This is a genomic window from Paenibacillus farraposensis (assembly GCF_020736845.1).
GTDB classification, from domain to species: Bacteria; Bacillota; Bacilli; order Paenibacillales; family Paenibacillaceae; genus Paenibacillus; species Paenibacillus farraposensis.
The window spans coordinates 96,719-112,104 of sequence record NZ_JAFFQR010000112.1 but is presented as its reverse complement, the minus strand read 5'-3'; the positions used below and the strand labels follow the sequence as shown (position 1 = coordinate 112,104).

Here is a 15,386-nt window from a genome sequence, read left to right as displayed (position 1 = left end):
GAGGGTCAATTATGGAAGAATTAGTGATAATCATTGCTAAGGCTTTAGTAGATCATCCGGAAGATGTAACTGTGAAGACCTTGGAGAAGGATCGGCTTGTTGTGTATGAGCTTAGTGTGCATCCTGATGATGTAGGCAAAATCATCGGCAAGCAGGGACGTATCGCCAAGGCGCTTCGCACTGTGGTTGCATCAGCAGCCGTTAAGATGGATAAACGGGTTACCGTAGACATCATATCTTAAAGATATACGAAAGTGGGTTAGGATGTATGTCCTAGCCCTTTTTCGTACATGATGAAGATGATGTAGAGCGGAACCGATTACGTGTGGGAGGAACACGATGCAGCAATTGTTTAATGTCGGAAAAATTGTGAATACGCATGGAATTCGCGGCGAGCTTAAAATATTAACGACGACTGATTTTCTTGAGGATCGTTTTGCTAAAGGTAGCGAGTTATTGATTGTTTCGTCGGATGATAAAGCACCGGTTCCCGTTACCGTGGAAACAGCGCGTCTTCACAAAAATATGGTTATCGTTAAATTCAAGGAATATCACAATATCAACGATGTTGAAAAATACAAAGGTTCGATGTTGAAGGTATCTGCTGAACGGCTAGGCGAGCTAGAAGAAAATGAATTCTATTTTCATGAAGTCATTGGCCTGGAAGCAATGACTGAAGACGGAGATAAGCTTGGTGTGGTCAAAGAAATTTTGACTCCGGGCGCCAATGATGTATGGGTGGTCAAAATGCCTAATGGCAAGGAACTGTTATTGCCGTATATAGAAAGTGTTATTCTGGATGTAAACGTGCGTGAAAAGCGGGTAACGGTGCGGTTAATGGAAGGGTTGCTATAAAATGCGGGTGGATGTGCTGACTCTATTTCCTGAAATGTTTGATGGTGTATTTAATGCAAGTATTCTGGGAAAAGCAAGAGATAAGGGAATTGTATCGCTGCAAGCGATTAATTTTCGCCAGTATGCCGGAAACAAGCATGGACAGGTAGATGATACGCCCTATGGTGGCGGGGGCGGCATGGTGTTGAAGCCGGACCCCATTTTTGCTGCAGTGGAAGCATTGTTGGATGATTCAGAGCGGCCTGCATTAGAGGCTGTCGATAAAGTCGTCCATCATGAAAAGAACAAAGGAAATGCTGATTTGAAAGCGCCGCGGATTATTTTGATGTGTCCACAGGGTGAGACTTTTACGCAACAGAAAGCGGAAGAGCTGGCCAAAGAGGACCATCTTATTTTTATATGTGGACATTACGAAGGTTATGACGAGCGGATTCGGGAGCATTTGGTGACAGATGAGCTCTCTATCGGCGATTATGTACTGACTGGCGGGGAGCTGCCTGCCATGGTCGTTATTGATAGTGTGACACGCTTGCTGCCGGGTGTGCTGGGTAATGAAACCAGTGCCATTACAGACTCGTTTAGCACGGGGCTGCTAGAGTATCCCCATTATACCCGTCCTGCCGAATTCCGGGGCTGGAAAGTACCTGATGTGCTGCTGTCAGGGCACCACGTGAATATTGATGCCTGGAGAAGACAGGAAGCATTGCGCCGTACATTGGAACGCCGGCCTGATCTGCTGGAGAAGGCCGAACTGACAGACAAGGAACGCGCCTGGATTGAAGAGCAACGCCAACCGGACGGTCCGGGAGACAAGTGTTAAAGCGCTTTAGCCTAGAGCAGATTTGAAAGCAGGTAGTGACGTGTTTTATAATGAAGTCAATTAAATAAAATGTTTGGTCAAATCCCTTTTGTTGTTGCATTACGGTAACCTCCATGATACAATGAATCTGTTGTGTGTAATACGGTGGTCCTCTGTGGATGATGAAGGAAATAGATGTGTTTCCAGAAGAAGCATGAACACCTGTACGGAAGGAGGGAGTCATAGATGAATATCGTCCAAGCGATCACTGAAGAACAACTGCGTAAAGATCTGCCTAACTTTCGTCCTGGTGATACTTTGAAAGTACACGTGAAGGTTATTGAGGGAACTCGTGAGCGTATCCAGTTGTTTGAAGGTGTAGTTATTAAACGCCGTGGTGGTGGAATCAGTGAGACTTTTACAGTTCGTAAAATTTCTTACGGTGTAGGTGTGGAAAGAACTTTCCCGCTTCATTCCCCAAAAATCGATAAAATCGAAGTGGCTCGCCGTGGTAAAGTGCGTCGTGCGAAGCTTTATTATCTTCGTGAACTGCGCGGTAAAGCAGCGAGAATTAAAGAAATTCGTCGTTAATACAACGAAACGAAAGGGGCTTGTTTACAAGCTCCTTTCGCTTTTTCTACGTACATAGGGAACTGTGGATTAATGACCGTAAAGAGAGGACAGTGAGCTATGAAGAATGAAGTAGGACAAGGGGCTGTGCAGCCACCCGATCAGGATGGTACGCCCAAGCGTAAACCAAAAAGGGAGATTTTTGAGTGGCTAAAGGCCATCATAATTGCGTTAGTGCTTGTCTTTTTAATTCGTTGGCTTCTCTTTAAGCCGTTTATTGTGGATGGACCATCGATGCAGCCTAACTTCCATACCGGAGAACGCGTCATTGTAAATGAGATTTTGTATGATTTCCGCGACCCTAAACCGGGCGAAGTGATTGTGTTCCATGTGCCGGAGGAAGGAAGGGATTTCATCAAGCGTGTCATTGCCGTTGCGGGTGATACGGTCAAGGTAGAAGGTGACACGGTTACAGTGAATGGCAAGCCGATTCAGGAGCCTTATCTCAAAGCTCCTTTGGAAGAAGCGCATCAAAATGGCGAGCTCTACAACAAGTTCACAAATTTCCCGAATGAAAAGTTTAAGGATGGAAAAGTTCCGGTTGGGCATATTTTTGTTATGGGAGATAACCGTTCCAATAGTACAGATAGCCGAATGATTGGGTATATTGATTTAAAGGAAGTTGTGGGCCGGGCCGACGTTATTTTCTGGCCGGCGAAAGATATGCAGTGGATTAACCACTCAAATAACTAAAATGCAGCGTAATTACTAACTAGAAGCCTAATGCTAAGGACAGAAGTTACGATCAATGAGGTGATGACGGTGACGATTCAATGGTTTCCTGGTCATATGACCAAAGCGCGCCGCCAAATTGAAGCAAAATTAAAGCTGATCGATTTGGTGATTGAGCTGATTGATGCTCGATTGCCACTTTCCAGTCGAAATCCAATGATTGATGATATTTTGCAGGGAAAGCCGAGAATGATTGTGATGAACAAGGCGGATTTGGCGGACCCGGCAGTATCGCAACAGTGGATTGCCTACTTTAAGGAGCAGGGGCATACAGCCTTTCAGGTTGATGCCACGACAGGGACAGGAATGAAGGAAATTCCGGTTCAGGCCAAGCTGCTGCTTAAGGAAAAGATAGATCGGCAAATATCCAAAGGAATGAATCCCCGTCCGATCCGTGCCTTGATTGTCGGTATTCCGAATGTCGGCAAATCAACACTGATCAACCGAATGGCAGGACGTAATATTGCAGCGACAGGTGATCGTCCGGGGGTAACGAAGGCACAGCAGTGGATCAAGACTGGAGACATTGAGTTGCTGGATACACCGGGGATTTTGTGGCCTAGATTTGAGGATCAGAATGTTGGTTACCGCCTGGCAGTTACGGGTGCGATCAAGGAAGAAATTCTGAATGTCGAGGATATTGCTTTTTTCGCGACCAAATATTTTGTCCAATATTATTGGGAGGCCCTGGCAGAGCGTTTCGATCTTACCGAACGTCCTGAAGACATCGAAAATCCTGATGAAGTTGTTAACGTTATGGAAGCCATCGGACGTAAACGTGGCTGTATTGTTAGCGGTGGACGTGTAGATCTTGAAAAAGCGTCCAAAATAATTTTGCGTGAACTGCGTGCGGGAAAGCTGGGACGCTTCAGCCTAGAGGCTCCTTACTGATTGTCGTAAGCGTACCTGGCGCAGAACATCGCATATTGCGGCAAGGAAGAACCTTCCCCATCTCTCTGGAGAGGAGGAAGGTTTTTTGTTATGTTTTTTTTGGTATGTAAAGGCAGACAGAAAAAGGTTTTGGACGGTGTAGGTCTGTGGTAAGCTGAATTTTATCCAAAGAGTGCGGCATGAAGGAAGCCTTAAACTACATAGGATGGGCAGGTATGGGATATGGAAAACAAAGAGGTAGTGGTGAAGGACATGCTTCACTATGAAAAAAAATGCTGGGAGCAATCCTGTGAGCGAATTGCTGGTGTTGATGAGGTAGGCCGAGGGTGTTTGTTCGGGGATGTTGTGGCTGCAGCAGTTATTTTACCGGTAGGTGAAGTGCTGGAAGGCGTGGATGACTCCAAAAAACTGACCGACAAAAAGAGAGAAACATACTACGAGCTGATTATGGAGAAGGCGATTGCTGTTGGAGTTGGCTATGTGGATGCGCGGACGATTGATGAGATCAACATTAAACAAGCAGCTCGTTTGGCGATGAAGCAGGCTGTTAAGGCTTTATCTGTATCTCCCGATTATATTCTGGTGGATGCCGAAAAGGTAGATGTACCTGTTCCGCAGCTATCTATCATTAAGGGAGATGCGAACAGCCAATCTATCGCCGCGGCTTCTATTATCGCCAAGGTTACTCGTGATCGGCTATGCAAAGGCGAATGGGATGCAAAGTATCCTGAATACGGAATTAGCATACATAAAGGCTACGCTACCAAGCTGCACAGGGAACAAATTTTGGCACTGGGACCGACAGAGATGCACAGACGCAGCTTTTTGGGCAATTTGCTGACAGAGCAGCCGACGCTGTTTGATCTGTAAAACCTTATTATCAAACCGGACTATGCCGATATAATGTATACCCAATAAATAGGCCCTTTGAAAAAGGGACGAAGAAAGGAGGGGCGATATGAACATCGGATCCGTATTTCGTGGATTACTTGGTGATGTGAAGGCGGGCGAGGTCAAAAAGCTCGATATGCAGCCAGGTCAAGTCGTAAGAGGCGTCGTATTAAAGGTGTCCGAGGACGGCGGTGAGGCTGTGCTGCAAATACAAGGTTCCCAAGTCAGAGCCAAGCTGGAGACCCCTCTTCAGCCCGGACAGACTGCAACATTTCAGGTACAACCCACTTCCTCCAGTGGCATGACGGTGCTTAAGCCTTTGAACGATGCAACTCAAGGACCACAGCAAACCGTTGCTCTTGCCGATATATTGGAATCGGTGGGACTGCCGGATACAGCTCAGAACAGAGCACTTATTCAGGCTATGCAAAAGAATGGTGTGCCGTTGACATCGGAAAATGCAGCATCTTTGCAGAATGCTTTGGCGAAGCAATCCGGCAATATACCAATAGGAACATTCGTGCAGGCGGCAGCCGTTGCTTTTCAGCGCGGGCTTCCCTTAACGGCTGAAAGCATAAATGGCTTACGGCAAGCGATGTTTGGTCCCTCTTTAAATGACTTGTTGTCAACGCTGCAGCAGGAACTTGAAGCAGTATTAAAGCAGCAAGGACAGGGAGTCTCTTCTACAGCCCGGACCAAGGGAGAAGCAATAGCTGCTAAGGTAACTGATCAGGTATTATCTGGCTCCGCCTCAGCTGGTGCCTCCACCACTAGGGTAGTAGGTGCAGCGGAAGCCCCTCAGGCTCCTGTATTGTCCAAGGATGTCTCGGCTACTGCAAAGCAGGCAGAAGCCGGACAAGCAACAGGCGGCAAGGAATTGCTGAAAGGGACTCAAGCAGCCAATCTGGTTGCTGCCGCGGAGAGTGAAGCAAATGCCATGGCCGCAGAGCCAAAGGCTCAGACCGGAGCTGCATCTGGAGCTCAAGGGACTGCGCCAGATGCAGCGGAGACAGCCAATGGGCGCGGAGCGGCAGCAACTTCGGACGCTGCCTCCCATATGCCTGAATCGGGCGCTGATGCGTCAAGCGGTCCTTCCCGCGCCAAAGCGGAGCAGGCGCAGCCAGTCGGCACGGCAGGCACGCAGCCTAAAGATGCCGCCGGTAGTCCAGCGGCAGCAACGGCAGAGCCTGCCGGGGCGAAGCCAGCGGCAACCGCTGACGCAACAGAACGCGCTGCGACACAGCCGACTGGCGGCCCTGTGCCGCAATCCGCGGCAGGCAACACGGCTGCGCACGAGCCGCCGCTCCAGCGGCTGCACACGCTGCTGCAAGAGCTGCGCGCAGCCGTTCCGCCAGCGCTGGGCACGGATGCGCCGGAGCGGCCCGTGGCCGAAGCGCAGCAAGCCACGGCGAGCGCGATGCGGGCTCCAGATACCGCTGCTTCGCAGCCAGCGGCATCTGGAGCGCCAAGCACGCAGCTCACTCCTGCGGAGGCGCCGTGGGTGGGCCGCGTGCTCAAGCTGCTCGGTGCAGAGCACGAGCAACAGGTACACCGCGCAGCCGTGCAAGGGACGGCTGTGCGTTCGGCGCAGCCGGAGGAGGCACCGCAGCCGTTGCCGGGGCTAGCGGCTGCGGCAGGCGGTACGGTGTCAGCAGACACAGACACCGTAAAAGGAGCGCTGCTCCAACTGCTGAGCAGCGATGATGTGCCGCCCGCCTTGAAGGAGGCGGCCCAGCAGGTCGTACAGCACCTGACGGGTCAGCAGTTGCTGCTAAATACAGACCGAACGGCGCCTTTTGCGCAAGTGCATCTGTTTATTCCGTTTGTCGGGCCGGACGGGCGTGAAACGGCTACGATCCAGATTCAATCTCGCCGCGGCAAACGGGGGGAACTGGATGCATCCAACTGTCGCCTTTGGTTTGATCTGGACATGAAAGGGCTTGGACCGACATTAGTGGATGTACAAGTGGTAGACCGGATTGTAAGTCTCAAGCTCCATAACGATCAGGAATGGGCGGCTTCGCTGCTAACCAGTGGACGTGAATCCATTCAGGCGGCACTGGAGTCACTAGGGTATCAGCTTCTATCACTTCGTACCGAGCCTATGCCCGTAAGGACTGAGCCGGAAGGCCCCGTCTCTTCTGAGGTGCAAAGCTATGTACCTCAGTCTTATAAAGGAGTCGATCTTAAAATATGAAAGATCCGTCGGAAGCTCCTTCTCCCTCCATGAGGAAGGCGGTCGCCCTTAAATATACGCCCGGTGAGAATGAAGCACCGATTGTCGTTGCCAAGGGAACCGGCCGGGTTGCGGATAGCATTTTAGAAAAGGCCAGAGAGCATGGTGTTCCTGTTCAGGAGGATGCCGCGCTGGTTGAAGTACTGTCCAAGCTTGATTTGGACGAACAAATCCCTGCGGAGCTCTATCAATTGGTAGCAGAGGTGCTTACCTATATTTATCAAATGGATAGGCTTGCATCAAGGGATGACAGGTGATGAGCAATGAAATGAAGACTCCGGGCAGGGATCAACGGAAAGCAAAAGGAACGATGGGCGAACAGGCAGCGGCTCTGTATTTGGAAGAACGGGGTTATCATATTTTAGCGCGTAATTGGCGCTGCCGCAGCGGTGAACTGGATTTGGTTGCCAAACAGAAGGGTACATTCGTGTTTATTGAAGTACGCAGTCGAAGCGGCTCCAAATATGGAACACCAGCAGAATCGGTCACAGCGCGCAAAATAACCCAGGTTCGCCAAACAGCCGCTGTATATTTGCATATGAACGGGATTGGAGATGCTCCAATCCGTTTTGATATGCTTGCTGTACAGCTGACCGGCGAAGCGGCTGTTGTTACGGAACATTTCATCGATGCGTTCTAAAAAAAGTGGGAGCCGTTCAAAGGTTAACAAGCGGACTGGATTTCCATATGTAAAGTTGACATTACAGTTGACAGAAAGAAAAACTAAAGGTATATTTTATTGAAAATGGTTATCATTTTCAATAAATCATGTACATCTGAAAAGCTGTACCTGTTAAGGAGGATATACGTGACAAAGCAAACCTTTAGTGAACATGTCATAGATGTCATTCAGGACCGCCGAACGATCAAAAAATTCAAAGCTGATCCCATTCCGGTAGACACGATCAAAGAACTGCTGGACGTCGCTGTATGGGCTCCTAATCATAAAATGCGTGAGCCATGGCGTTTTTTGTTGTTTGCTGGCGAGGGGCGGTACAAGCTTGCAGAAGCTGTCGCAGCCGATGTAGGCAAGGACAACAAGTTTGAGAGCGGTATTTTGCACAACCCGATTCAGCTTCTGGTCGTGCTAGAAGAAGATCCACGCCAAGCGGTTTGGGATGAGGATTTTGCAGCAGTCAGCGCGCTTGTGCAAAACTTTATGCTCGCTGCATGGAGTAAAGGCATTGGAACGTTTTGGGTGACAAAGCCATTTTTGTATTCGCCCAAATTCCGCGAGCACCTGGGAATTAAGCCGGGAGAAAAGGTAATTGGAATGATATATGCAGGCTATCCCGAGGTGATCCCTGAACCAAGACCACGTACATCGGCAGCTGATAAGCTAACTCTATTTGACAAATAACTGGTTGTGAGATATTCTCAAATAAGTCATATAACAGCAATATTTAGAACTTTATTTTTTTGAACATTACATTTGCGATGAATGAAAATATGGAAGCACCTTTTTTCATATATGCAATGATTCCTATCGGGAGACATTTCAGTATGAGGAGAGGTGCTTTTTTGTATGTATGGAAAATTGCATGGAGCTTGTCTGTATGGAATAGATGGCGTTTTGATTGAGGTTGAGACGGATTTGTCCAATGGATTGCCTCAGACTGCAATCATCGGATTGCCGGATTCGGCGATCCGGGAGGCAGTGGAACGTGTGCGAGCAGCAATTAAAAACTGCGGCTTTAAATACCCATCCCAGCGTGTAACGATTAATTTAGCCCCTGCTGATCTGCGCAAGGAAGGCTCGTCTTTTGATCTTGCTATCGCTTTAGGGCTGCTGACCACCAGTGGACAAGTTGTTCTGCCTGATGGAGAACGGACGCTGTTTATTGGTGAGCTGGCGCTGGACGGCAGCATTCGGCCTGTAAACGGAGTGCTGTCTATGGTTGATCTGGCCAAGCGGGAAGGGTTCCATTCGGTGCTGCTTCCTGAGGAAAATGCGAGCGAGGCTCGTCTAATTACGGGGATACGTAGTTACGTTATTCGTCATCTGACAGATCTCATCCCGGCTAAAGATCATGCAATATGCACTGTTGACGGTCAAGCAACCGATTGGAGTTCTGATTCTGCACCGCATCCATTCGACGGACAGACCATGAACGAAGCCGATAACTTGACGATAGATGAGGCTGCTCAAGCAGTTGTGAATCACACTGCAAACTCTAGACAACACAAGCCTAGGGTTAGACAACAGGTCCTCATCCATTCCTATGACCATTTAACTCAGGCAGAGCATGTACCGTTGTGTGAGGCTAAAGAGGCAATCAGCAGCATAGAGGATTATAGCGATGTGCTTGGTCAGATGCACGCCAAACGCGCACTGGTTATCGCTGCGGCTGGCATGCATAATATCATTCTTATGGGCCCGCCAGGTGCCGGAAAAACGATGCTTATTCGCAGGCTGCCGTCCATTCTGCCGCCCTTGACTGAAACTGAAGCACTAGAAGTGACCAAAATATATAGTGCGGCCGGGAAATGGAAGGAATCATCGCCCCACCTGATGAACATTCGCCCCTTTCGTTCCCCGCATCATACCATTTCTGCTGCTGGATTGGTGGGGGGAGGAGGCATTCCCAAGCCGGGAGAAATCAGCCTTGCCCACCGGGGGATACTATTTCTCGATGAGCTGCCTGAGTTTAGCCGCCATGTGCTGGAGGTGCTGCGTCAGCCGTTGGAGGACCGCAATGTTACGATCAGCCGTTCACGTGCTGTATTTAAGTATCCGGCCCATTTTTTACTTGCTGCCTCTCTGAATCCATGTCACTGTGGTTTTTTTGGCAATGACTCGGGGCAGCAGCGCTGTATCTGTTCACCAGCGGCGGTAACCCGCTACCGGTCACGTATTTCCGGTCCGCTGCTGGATCGGATTGATTTACAGCTTGAAGTATCGCAACCGAAGGATTGGCGGGAGGAAAAAGAATCACTGTCGTCCGCTGAAATGCGGAGCCAGGTGCTGGCTGCTCAAGCGATACAAATTCACAGATACGCGAAGCTTTCTTTTTCATGGAATAGTGAATTGTCCGGTCAGATGCTGCGCAAATATGCGGTACTGGAACCAAGCGCGGCTGAGCTGCTCAATCAGACGATGGATGCACTTGCGGTGAGCATGCGTGCATATGATCGGATTCTCAAGCTGTCTCGCACGATTGCGGACTTAAACGGTTCGGAAAAAATCAAGGCCTCGCATGTTGCCGAGGCTATTCAATATCGAAATATGGATAAGATAAATATCAGTTTTTCTGGAGACTAATGTAGATTGCAAGTGTTGCGCATATTTTATGTATATAACAATTTGCAGGCCAGATTGGAAGAAGATCAAGGCAAAAAAAAGCTCCAGACGCAAAGTTCTGGAGAAGAAAAAAAGATTATGACAATGTGATTATACTATGAGTATATCACTTTCGTATATACATTTATACATCATCTACCATGTTACTTGATGGAAGAAACGCCATTTTACAAGACGTTCAGCTTGACTTCAATATTTCCACGGGTAGCGCGTGAGTAAGGACATTGCTCATGTGCGCCTTCTACCAGCTTTATTGCTGTCTCATGATCTACGCCTTTTACCAGTACATCGAGATTTACTCCAATTCCGAAGCCGCCGTCTTCCACCTTGCCGAATTGGACTGTAGCTGTTACTTCAGTACCTTCGTGCTTAACACGTTGCATACGGGCAACCATATTTAAAGCACTGTCAAAGCAGGCGGAATACCCTGCTGCGAACAATTGCTCGGGATTCGTACCTGCACCGCCGGCACCGCCCATTTCTTTTGGAGTATCAACATTCAAACGAAGTTCAGGGGAGGAAGACTCGATATAACCATTGCGTCCGCCAACCGCTTTTACTGTTGTTTCATACATTTTTTGTTGAATGGTCATCATAATTTAATCACTGCCTCTCGTTTAATATATATTTTACACAATTTAATTTAACAAAATAATTATGAATTGTAAAGGATTTTGTGCAATTAGGATGTAATTTGCTATATAATGTGCTAAAATAGGGACGAAAGTAGGTGATCTGACAACATGGACCATAATCACAATGAAGATGCAGCGTTAAAACTTGATAATCAGTTATGCTTTGCCATATATGCGTGCTCCAGAGAGATTACGAAGCTGTATCAGCCCTACCTGGATAAGCTTGGTGTGACTTACTCACAATATCTGGTGATGATCGTGCTTTGGGAGCGCAAAGAATGTACAGTGAAGGAACTGGGTGAAGCGTTGTACTTGGACTCCGGAACATTGACGCCTCTATTGAAAAGATTACAGAACGCCGGACTGATTGATCGCAAGCGTTCGACTCAGGATGAGCGTAAAGTGCTGATATCTTTGACAGACGAGGGCAGTGCGTTGCGAGAGAAGGCTCTATCTGTACCAAGCTGTATTCGGGAAAAAACGAGCATGACCCGCGAACAATTTGGTTCGCTCCTGCTGCAGTTCAATAATCTGCTGGACCGTGTCCATCAAGCGAATGTACAGGTTGAGAAATCATAATCGGATATTCAGCTACGTTCAACAATCTCATTGCATGAGTTTTTTTGGCTGAAAGAAGGTCTATGTCTAATGAAATGAAGCGCCTCTTTTTGCGGATGGGGTAATCCCGTGTTGCAGAGGTGCTTTTTTTGTTCACATTTTTAACTCCCCTTTGTATTAGAAAACAATATCCATTAATATCCAAACATTCGATTTTGGGAATGATAATGATATCAAAATACTGTAATTCATGACGTTAAATTATAAGGAAAGCGTTTTAAAAACATGTTACAATGATGTAGGTTTAGTATAGATTTCCTTGTGAACCGCCCTTGTTGCAGTCATGTTGATAGGAGGATTCCAAAATGAATATCCATGAATATCAAGGTAAAGAAGTATTAAAGCAGTATGGAGTGGCTGTACCGAACGGCAAGGTTGCCTATACGGTGGAAGAAGCCGTTGCTGCGGCAACATCGCTTGGAAGCGCTGTTACGGTGGTAAAGGCGCAAATTCATGCTGGTGGCCGCGGTAAAGCAGGCGGCGTGAAAGTAGCCAAAAGCTTGGATGAGGTGCGAACTTATGCCTCTGAAATTTTGGGTAAGGTGCTGGTGACGCATCAGACCGGACCTGAAGGCAAAGAGGTCAAACGTCTTTTGATAGAGGAAGGCTGCGATATTCGCAAAGAATATTATGTCGGTGTTGTTGTAGATCGTGCAACCGGACGTATCGTAATGATGGCCTCAGAAGAAGGCGGTACGGAGATCGAAGAGGTGGCTGCGGCTACTCCGGAGAAGATTTTTAAAGCGGTCGTTGATCCGGCGATTGGGCTGCAAGTGTATCAGGCCCGCAAGCTGGCTTATGACATTAACATTCCTAATGAGCTGGTAAACAAAGCGGTCAAATTTATGCTGGCATTGTACGAGGCTTTTGTGGACAAGGATTGTTCGATTGCAGAGATCAATCCCCTGGTCGTTACAGGTGATGGAAATGTATTGGCGCTGGATGCCAAACTGAATTTTGACTCTAACGCGTTGTTCCGTCATAAGGATCTCTTGGAACTGCGCGATCTGGATGAAGAGGATGCAAAGGAGATTGAGGCGTCCAAATACGATCTGAGCTATATCGCTCTGGACGGTAACATTGGCTGTATGGTCAATGGTGCGGGCTTGGCGATGGCAACGATGGATATTATCAAATATTACGGTGGTGATCCGGCCAACTTCCTGGACGTAGGGGGCGGCGCGACGACTGAAAAGGTAACTGAAGCGTTTAAAATCATTTTGGCCGATCCGAAGGTAAAGGGTATTTTCGTGAACATTTTCGGCGGGATTATGCAGTGTGACATCATTGCAAATGGCGTAGTGGAGGCTGCCAAGCAATTGGGGCTGACTCGTCCGCTTGTTGTCCGTCTTGAAGGGACGAATGTCGGGTTAGGCAAACAGATTTTAGCGGAATCCGGGTTGAATATCGTGGCAGCGGATTCGATGGCGGATGGTGCCCAAAAAATCGTCGAACTTGTTCAATAGCCTGTTTGCATTCCGATATGCCGAATAAACGATAGGGGATGTGAAGATCGTGAGTATTTTGGTCGATAAGTATACAAAGGTGATTACACAGGGGATTACGGGAAAAACGGCGTTGTTTCACGCCAAGGGTGCACTTGATTATGGCACACAGATGGTAGGCGGCACTTCTCCGGGTAAAGGCGGCACCGAGGTGGAAATTACGCTGGAGAATGGTCAGCAGGTCAAGCTGCCTGTGTTTAATACAGTGAGTGAAGCTAAGGAAGCTACTGGTGCAACAGCAAGCGTGATTTATGTGCCGCCAGCGTTTGCAGCAGATTCCATTTTGGAAGCTGTGGATGCGGATCTGGATCTTGTCATTTGTATTACCGAAGGCATTCCGGTGCTGGATATGGTTAAGGTCAAACGTTTTATGGAAGGTAAAAAGACCGTGCTGATCGGTCCGAACTGTCCGGGGGTTATAACACCAGGTGAATGTAAAATCGGCATTATGCCAGGGTACATTCATCTGCCAGGTCATGTAGGTGTTGTTTCACGTAGTGGTACGTTGACTTATGAAGCGGTGCATCAGTTGACAACCCGGGGCATAGGACAATCTTCTGCGGTTGGTATTGGCGGTGATCCGGTTAAAGGATCGGAATTCATTGATATTTTGCAGCGTTTCAATCAGGACCCCAATACTCATGCCGTTATTATGATTGGGGAGATCGGTGGTACAGCCGAGGAGGAAGCTGCCGAGTGGATTCGAGACCATATGACCAAACCGGTGGTAGGTTTTATCGGAGGTGTGACTGCACCTCCAGGCAAACGAATGGGGCATGCAGGCGCCATTATTTCCGGTGGGAAAGGAACAGCGAAGGAGAAAATTGCTACACTTGAAGCTTGCGGGATCAAGGTGGCGCCGACTCCTTCCGAAATGGGCTCGACGCTTGTCAGTGTGCTCGAAGAACGCGGGATTCTGAATTTGTGTACAACACATTAAATCGTGTTTCTTCATTATATATGGGTTGTAAAACAAATCGAAATTTGTTGCCTGCTCGTGTATAATAAAAGAAAGGTAAGCAACCTTTTCGTCTTCGAAAACAGGGGATGAAAGGGTTGCTTTTTTTTGCATTGGGACAGGCTTATCAGGGAAACGCTTGCAAAATGATTCAATGTGCCACAAAATAAGGGAGGGTTCTCTCTCCCGTGAATGGGGGAACCGCAGTTTGGAAGAAAGATGGCTTTTGTTAGGTTTACATGAATTAGAGGGAATCGGAAGAAAAACAATTCAGCGTATTTGGTCGAGTGATTATCGACTGCATGAGCTGCTGCAATTTAGTGAGCAGAAATGGATTGACATCGGATTAAGTCCTGCTCAGGCTCGCATTGCGGCACAGTGTTACGACGAAGAATGGGTTCATGAGCGATATCGGCGATCTCAAACCGGCGATATTGGAACGATAACTTATGTGGACGAGGATTATCCCCTATTAATGAAGGAAACGGTTGACCCTCCTTGGGTAATGTATACAAAAGGGGATAAATCACTTTTGCATACATGTGCGGTAGCGATGGTAGGAACTCGCGTTCCTACTGCTTATGGACGCAGAGCAGCGGAGATACTAACAGAGGGATTGTGTCATGCAGGAATTACAGTGGTTAGTGGATTAGCGAAAGGAATCGACAGTATTTGCCACGAAACAGCGCTGCGCCGGGGAGGGAAGACGATTGGCGTGCTCGGAACGGCGATTGACCAAATTTATCCTCCTCAAAATGCGTTTTTATTTGCTGAGATGGCAAGCAAAGGCTTGATCGTATCGGAGTATCCACCAGGAACGAGGTCACATCCGGGGATGTTTCCGCAGCGCAACCGGATTATTGCCGGTCTGACGAGAGGGACGCTTGTCGTCGAAGCAGATGCCAGAAGCGGCTCACTCATTACAGCCGATGCTGCTCTGGAGGCAAATCGGGATGTGTTTGCAGTTCCCGGACCGATTACTTCACCGAAGAGCAGAGGCACACTGAATTTGATTAAGCAAGGGGCCAAAACGGTCACTGAAGCTTCGGACATTATTGAGGAGTATACCGCCGATTTGCGTACAAGGGATGTTTCTTCATACAATAGAGAGCAGAGTCGCGATGCGAAGGTGGTCCCCAGCACGCCAGAGCATGAGACCTCTGAGGAGAATCGTATCGTGCTGCTGTTGGAGCAGGGAACCATGACATTGGATGAACTGCTTGAAGCCACTGCATGGGATTTTGGACTTTTACACGCAGTTCTGTTATCGTTAATCATAAAAAAAAGGATCGCCCAGCTGGCGGGCACAAAATACAAGCTTATTTAATAGTTGAT

17 protein-coding genes are annotated in these 15,386 nt (G+C 48.1%); 16 read left to right on the top strand and 1 reads right to left on the bottom strand.

Features of this window, described 5'->3' with window-relative positions; translation table 11 throughout:
• The first annotated feature begins 11 nt into the window (after nt 1-11).
• The 12 genes from JO375_RS19005 to JO375_RS18950 all read left to right on the top strand — a co-directional run bounded on the left by JO375_RS19005 (nt 12) and on the right by JO375_RS18950 (nt 10,296).
• Entirely contained in the window at nt 12-242 is a 231-nt protein-coding gene (locus tag JO375_RS19005; RefSeq protein WP_229525939.1) for a KH domain-containing protein, read from the top strand.
• Between the two features lie 97 nt (nt 243-339).
• Nucleotides 340-855: a ribosome maturation factor RimM gene (rimM, locus tag JO375_RS19000; RefSeq protein WP_229525938.1), complete on the top strand. Its 516-nt coding sequence runs from the start codon at nt 340-342 to the stop codon at nt 853-855.
• 1 nt (nt 856) lies between these two features.
• On the top strand, nt 857-1,675 hold the full coding sequence (trmD, locus tag JO375_RS18995) for a tRNA (guanosine(37)-N1)-methyltransferase TrmD (protein WP_229525937.1): 819 nt from the start codon (nt 857-859) through the stop codon (nt 1,673-1,675).
• A gap of 225 nt (nt 1,676-1,900) precedes the next feature.
• Entirely contained in the window at nt 1,901-2,245 is a 345-nt protein-coding gene (rplS, locus tag JO375_RS18990; RefSeq protein ID WP_007429998.1) for a 50S ribosomal protein L19, read from the top strand.
• Between the two features lie 99 nt (nt 2,246-2,344).
• A complete protein-coding gene (lepB, locus tag JO375_RS18985) occupies nt 2,345-2,977 on the top strand; it encodes a signal peptidase I (protein WP_229525936.1) in 633 nt (210 codons plus the stop codon).
• Between the two features lie 69 nt (nt 2,978-3,046).
• Nucleotides 3,047-3,907: a ribosome biogenesis GTPase YlqF gene (ylqF, locus tag JO375_RS18980; protein ID WP_229526877.1), complete on the top strand. Its 861-nt coding sequence runs from the start codon at nt 3,047-3,049 to the stop codon at nt 3,905-3,907.
• 222 nt (nt 3,908-4,129) lie between these two features.
• Nucleotides 4,130-4,777, top strand: a complete 648-nt coding sequence (locus tag JO375_RS18975) for a ribonuclease HII (protein ID WP_229525935.1) — start codon at nt 4,130-4,132, stop codon at nt 4,775-4,777.
• A gap of 88 nt (nt 4,778-4,865) precedes the next feature.
• Nucleotides 4,866-6,995 (top strand): DNA ligase, encoded by a 2,130-nt coding sequence (locus tag JO375_RS18970; RefSeq protein WP_229525934.1) that lies wholly within the window; start codon nt 4,866-4,868, stop codon nt 6,993-6,995.
• Nucleotides 6,992-7,291, top strand: coding sequence for an EscU/YscU/HrcU family type III secretion system export apparatus switch protein (locus tag JO375_RS18965; protein WP_229525933.1), 300 nt, complete (start codon nt 6,992-6,994; stop codon nt 7,289-7,291). The genes JO375_RS18970 and JO375_RS18965 overlap by 4 nt, the downstream gene beginning before the upstream one ends.
• Complete coding sequence (locus JO375_RS18960; RefSeq protein ID WP_229525932.1) at nt 7,291-7,674, top strand: YraN family protein; 384 nt, start codon at nt 7,291-7,293, stop codon at nt 7,672-7,674. Before JO375_RS18965 ends, JO375_RS18960 begins: the two co-directional genes overlap by 1 nt.
• A gap of 168 nt (nt 7,675-7,842) precedes the next feature.
• Nucleotides 7,843-8,394 (top strand): nitroreductase family protein, encoded by a 552-nt coding sequence (locus tag JO375_RS18955; RefSeq protein WP_229525931.1) that lies wholly within the window; start codon nt 7,843-7,845, stop codon nt 8,392-8,394.
• Between the two features lie 165 nt (nt 8,395-8,559).
• Entirely contained in the window at nt 8,560-10,296 is a 1,737-nt protein-coding gene (locus JO375_RS18950) for a YifB family Mg chelatase-like AAA ATPase (RefSeq protein ID WP_229525930.1), read from the top strand.
• Nucleotides 10,297-10,502: 206 nt separating this feature from the next.
• Here JO375_RS18950 and JO375_RS18945 read toward each other — a convergent pair whose 3' ends face one another.
• Nucleotides 10,503-10,931: an organic hydroperoxide resistance protein gene (locus JO375_RS18945; protein WP_229525929.1), complete on the bottom strand. Its 429-nt coding sequence runs from the start codon at nt 10,929-10,931 to the stop codon at nt 10,503-10,505.
• Between the two features lie 147 nt (nt 10,932-11,078).
• Here JO375_RS18945 and JO375_RS18940 point away from each other — a divergent pair, with 147 nt between their 5' ends.
• From JO375_RS18940 to dprA, 4 genes are all read left to right on the top strand, one after another.
• Nucleotides 11,079-11,549, top strand: a complete 471-nt coding sequence (locus JO375_RS18940) for a MarR family winged helix-turn-helix transcriptional regulator (RefSeq protein ID WP_229525928.1) — start codon at nt 11,079-11,081, stop codon at nt 11,547-11,549.
• Nucleotides 11,550-11,893: 344 nt separating this feature from the next.
• On the top strand, nt 11,894-13,054 hold the full coding sequence (gene sucC, locus JO375_RS18935; RefSeq protein WP_229525927.1) for an ADP-forming succinate--CoA ligase subunit beta: 1,161 nt from the start codon (nt 11,894-11,896) through the stop codon (nt 13,052-13,054).
• A 49-nt stretch (nt 13,055-13,103) separates the two neighbouring features.
• Entirely contained in the window at nt 13,104-14,033 is a 930-nt protein-coding gene (sucD, locus tag JO375_RS18930) for a succinate--CoA ligase subunit alpha (RefSeq protein ID WP_229526876.1), read from the top strand.
• A gap of 226 nt (nt 14,034-14,259) precedes the next feature.
• On the top strand, nt 14,260-15,378 hold the full coding sequence (dprA, locus tag JO375_RS18925; protein WP_229525926.1) for a DNA-processing protein DprA: 1,119 nt from the start codon (nt 14,260-14,262) through the stop codon (nt 15,376-15,378).
• Nucleotides 15,379-15,386: the final 8 nt, after the last annotated feature.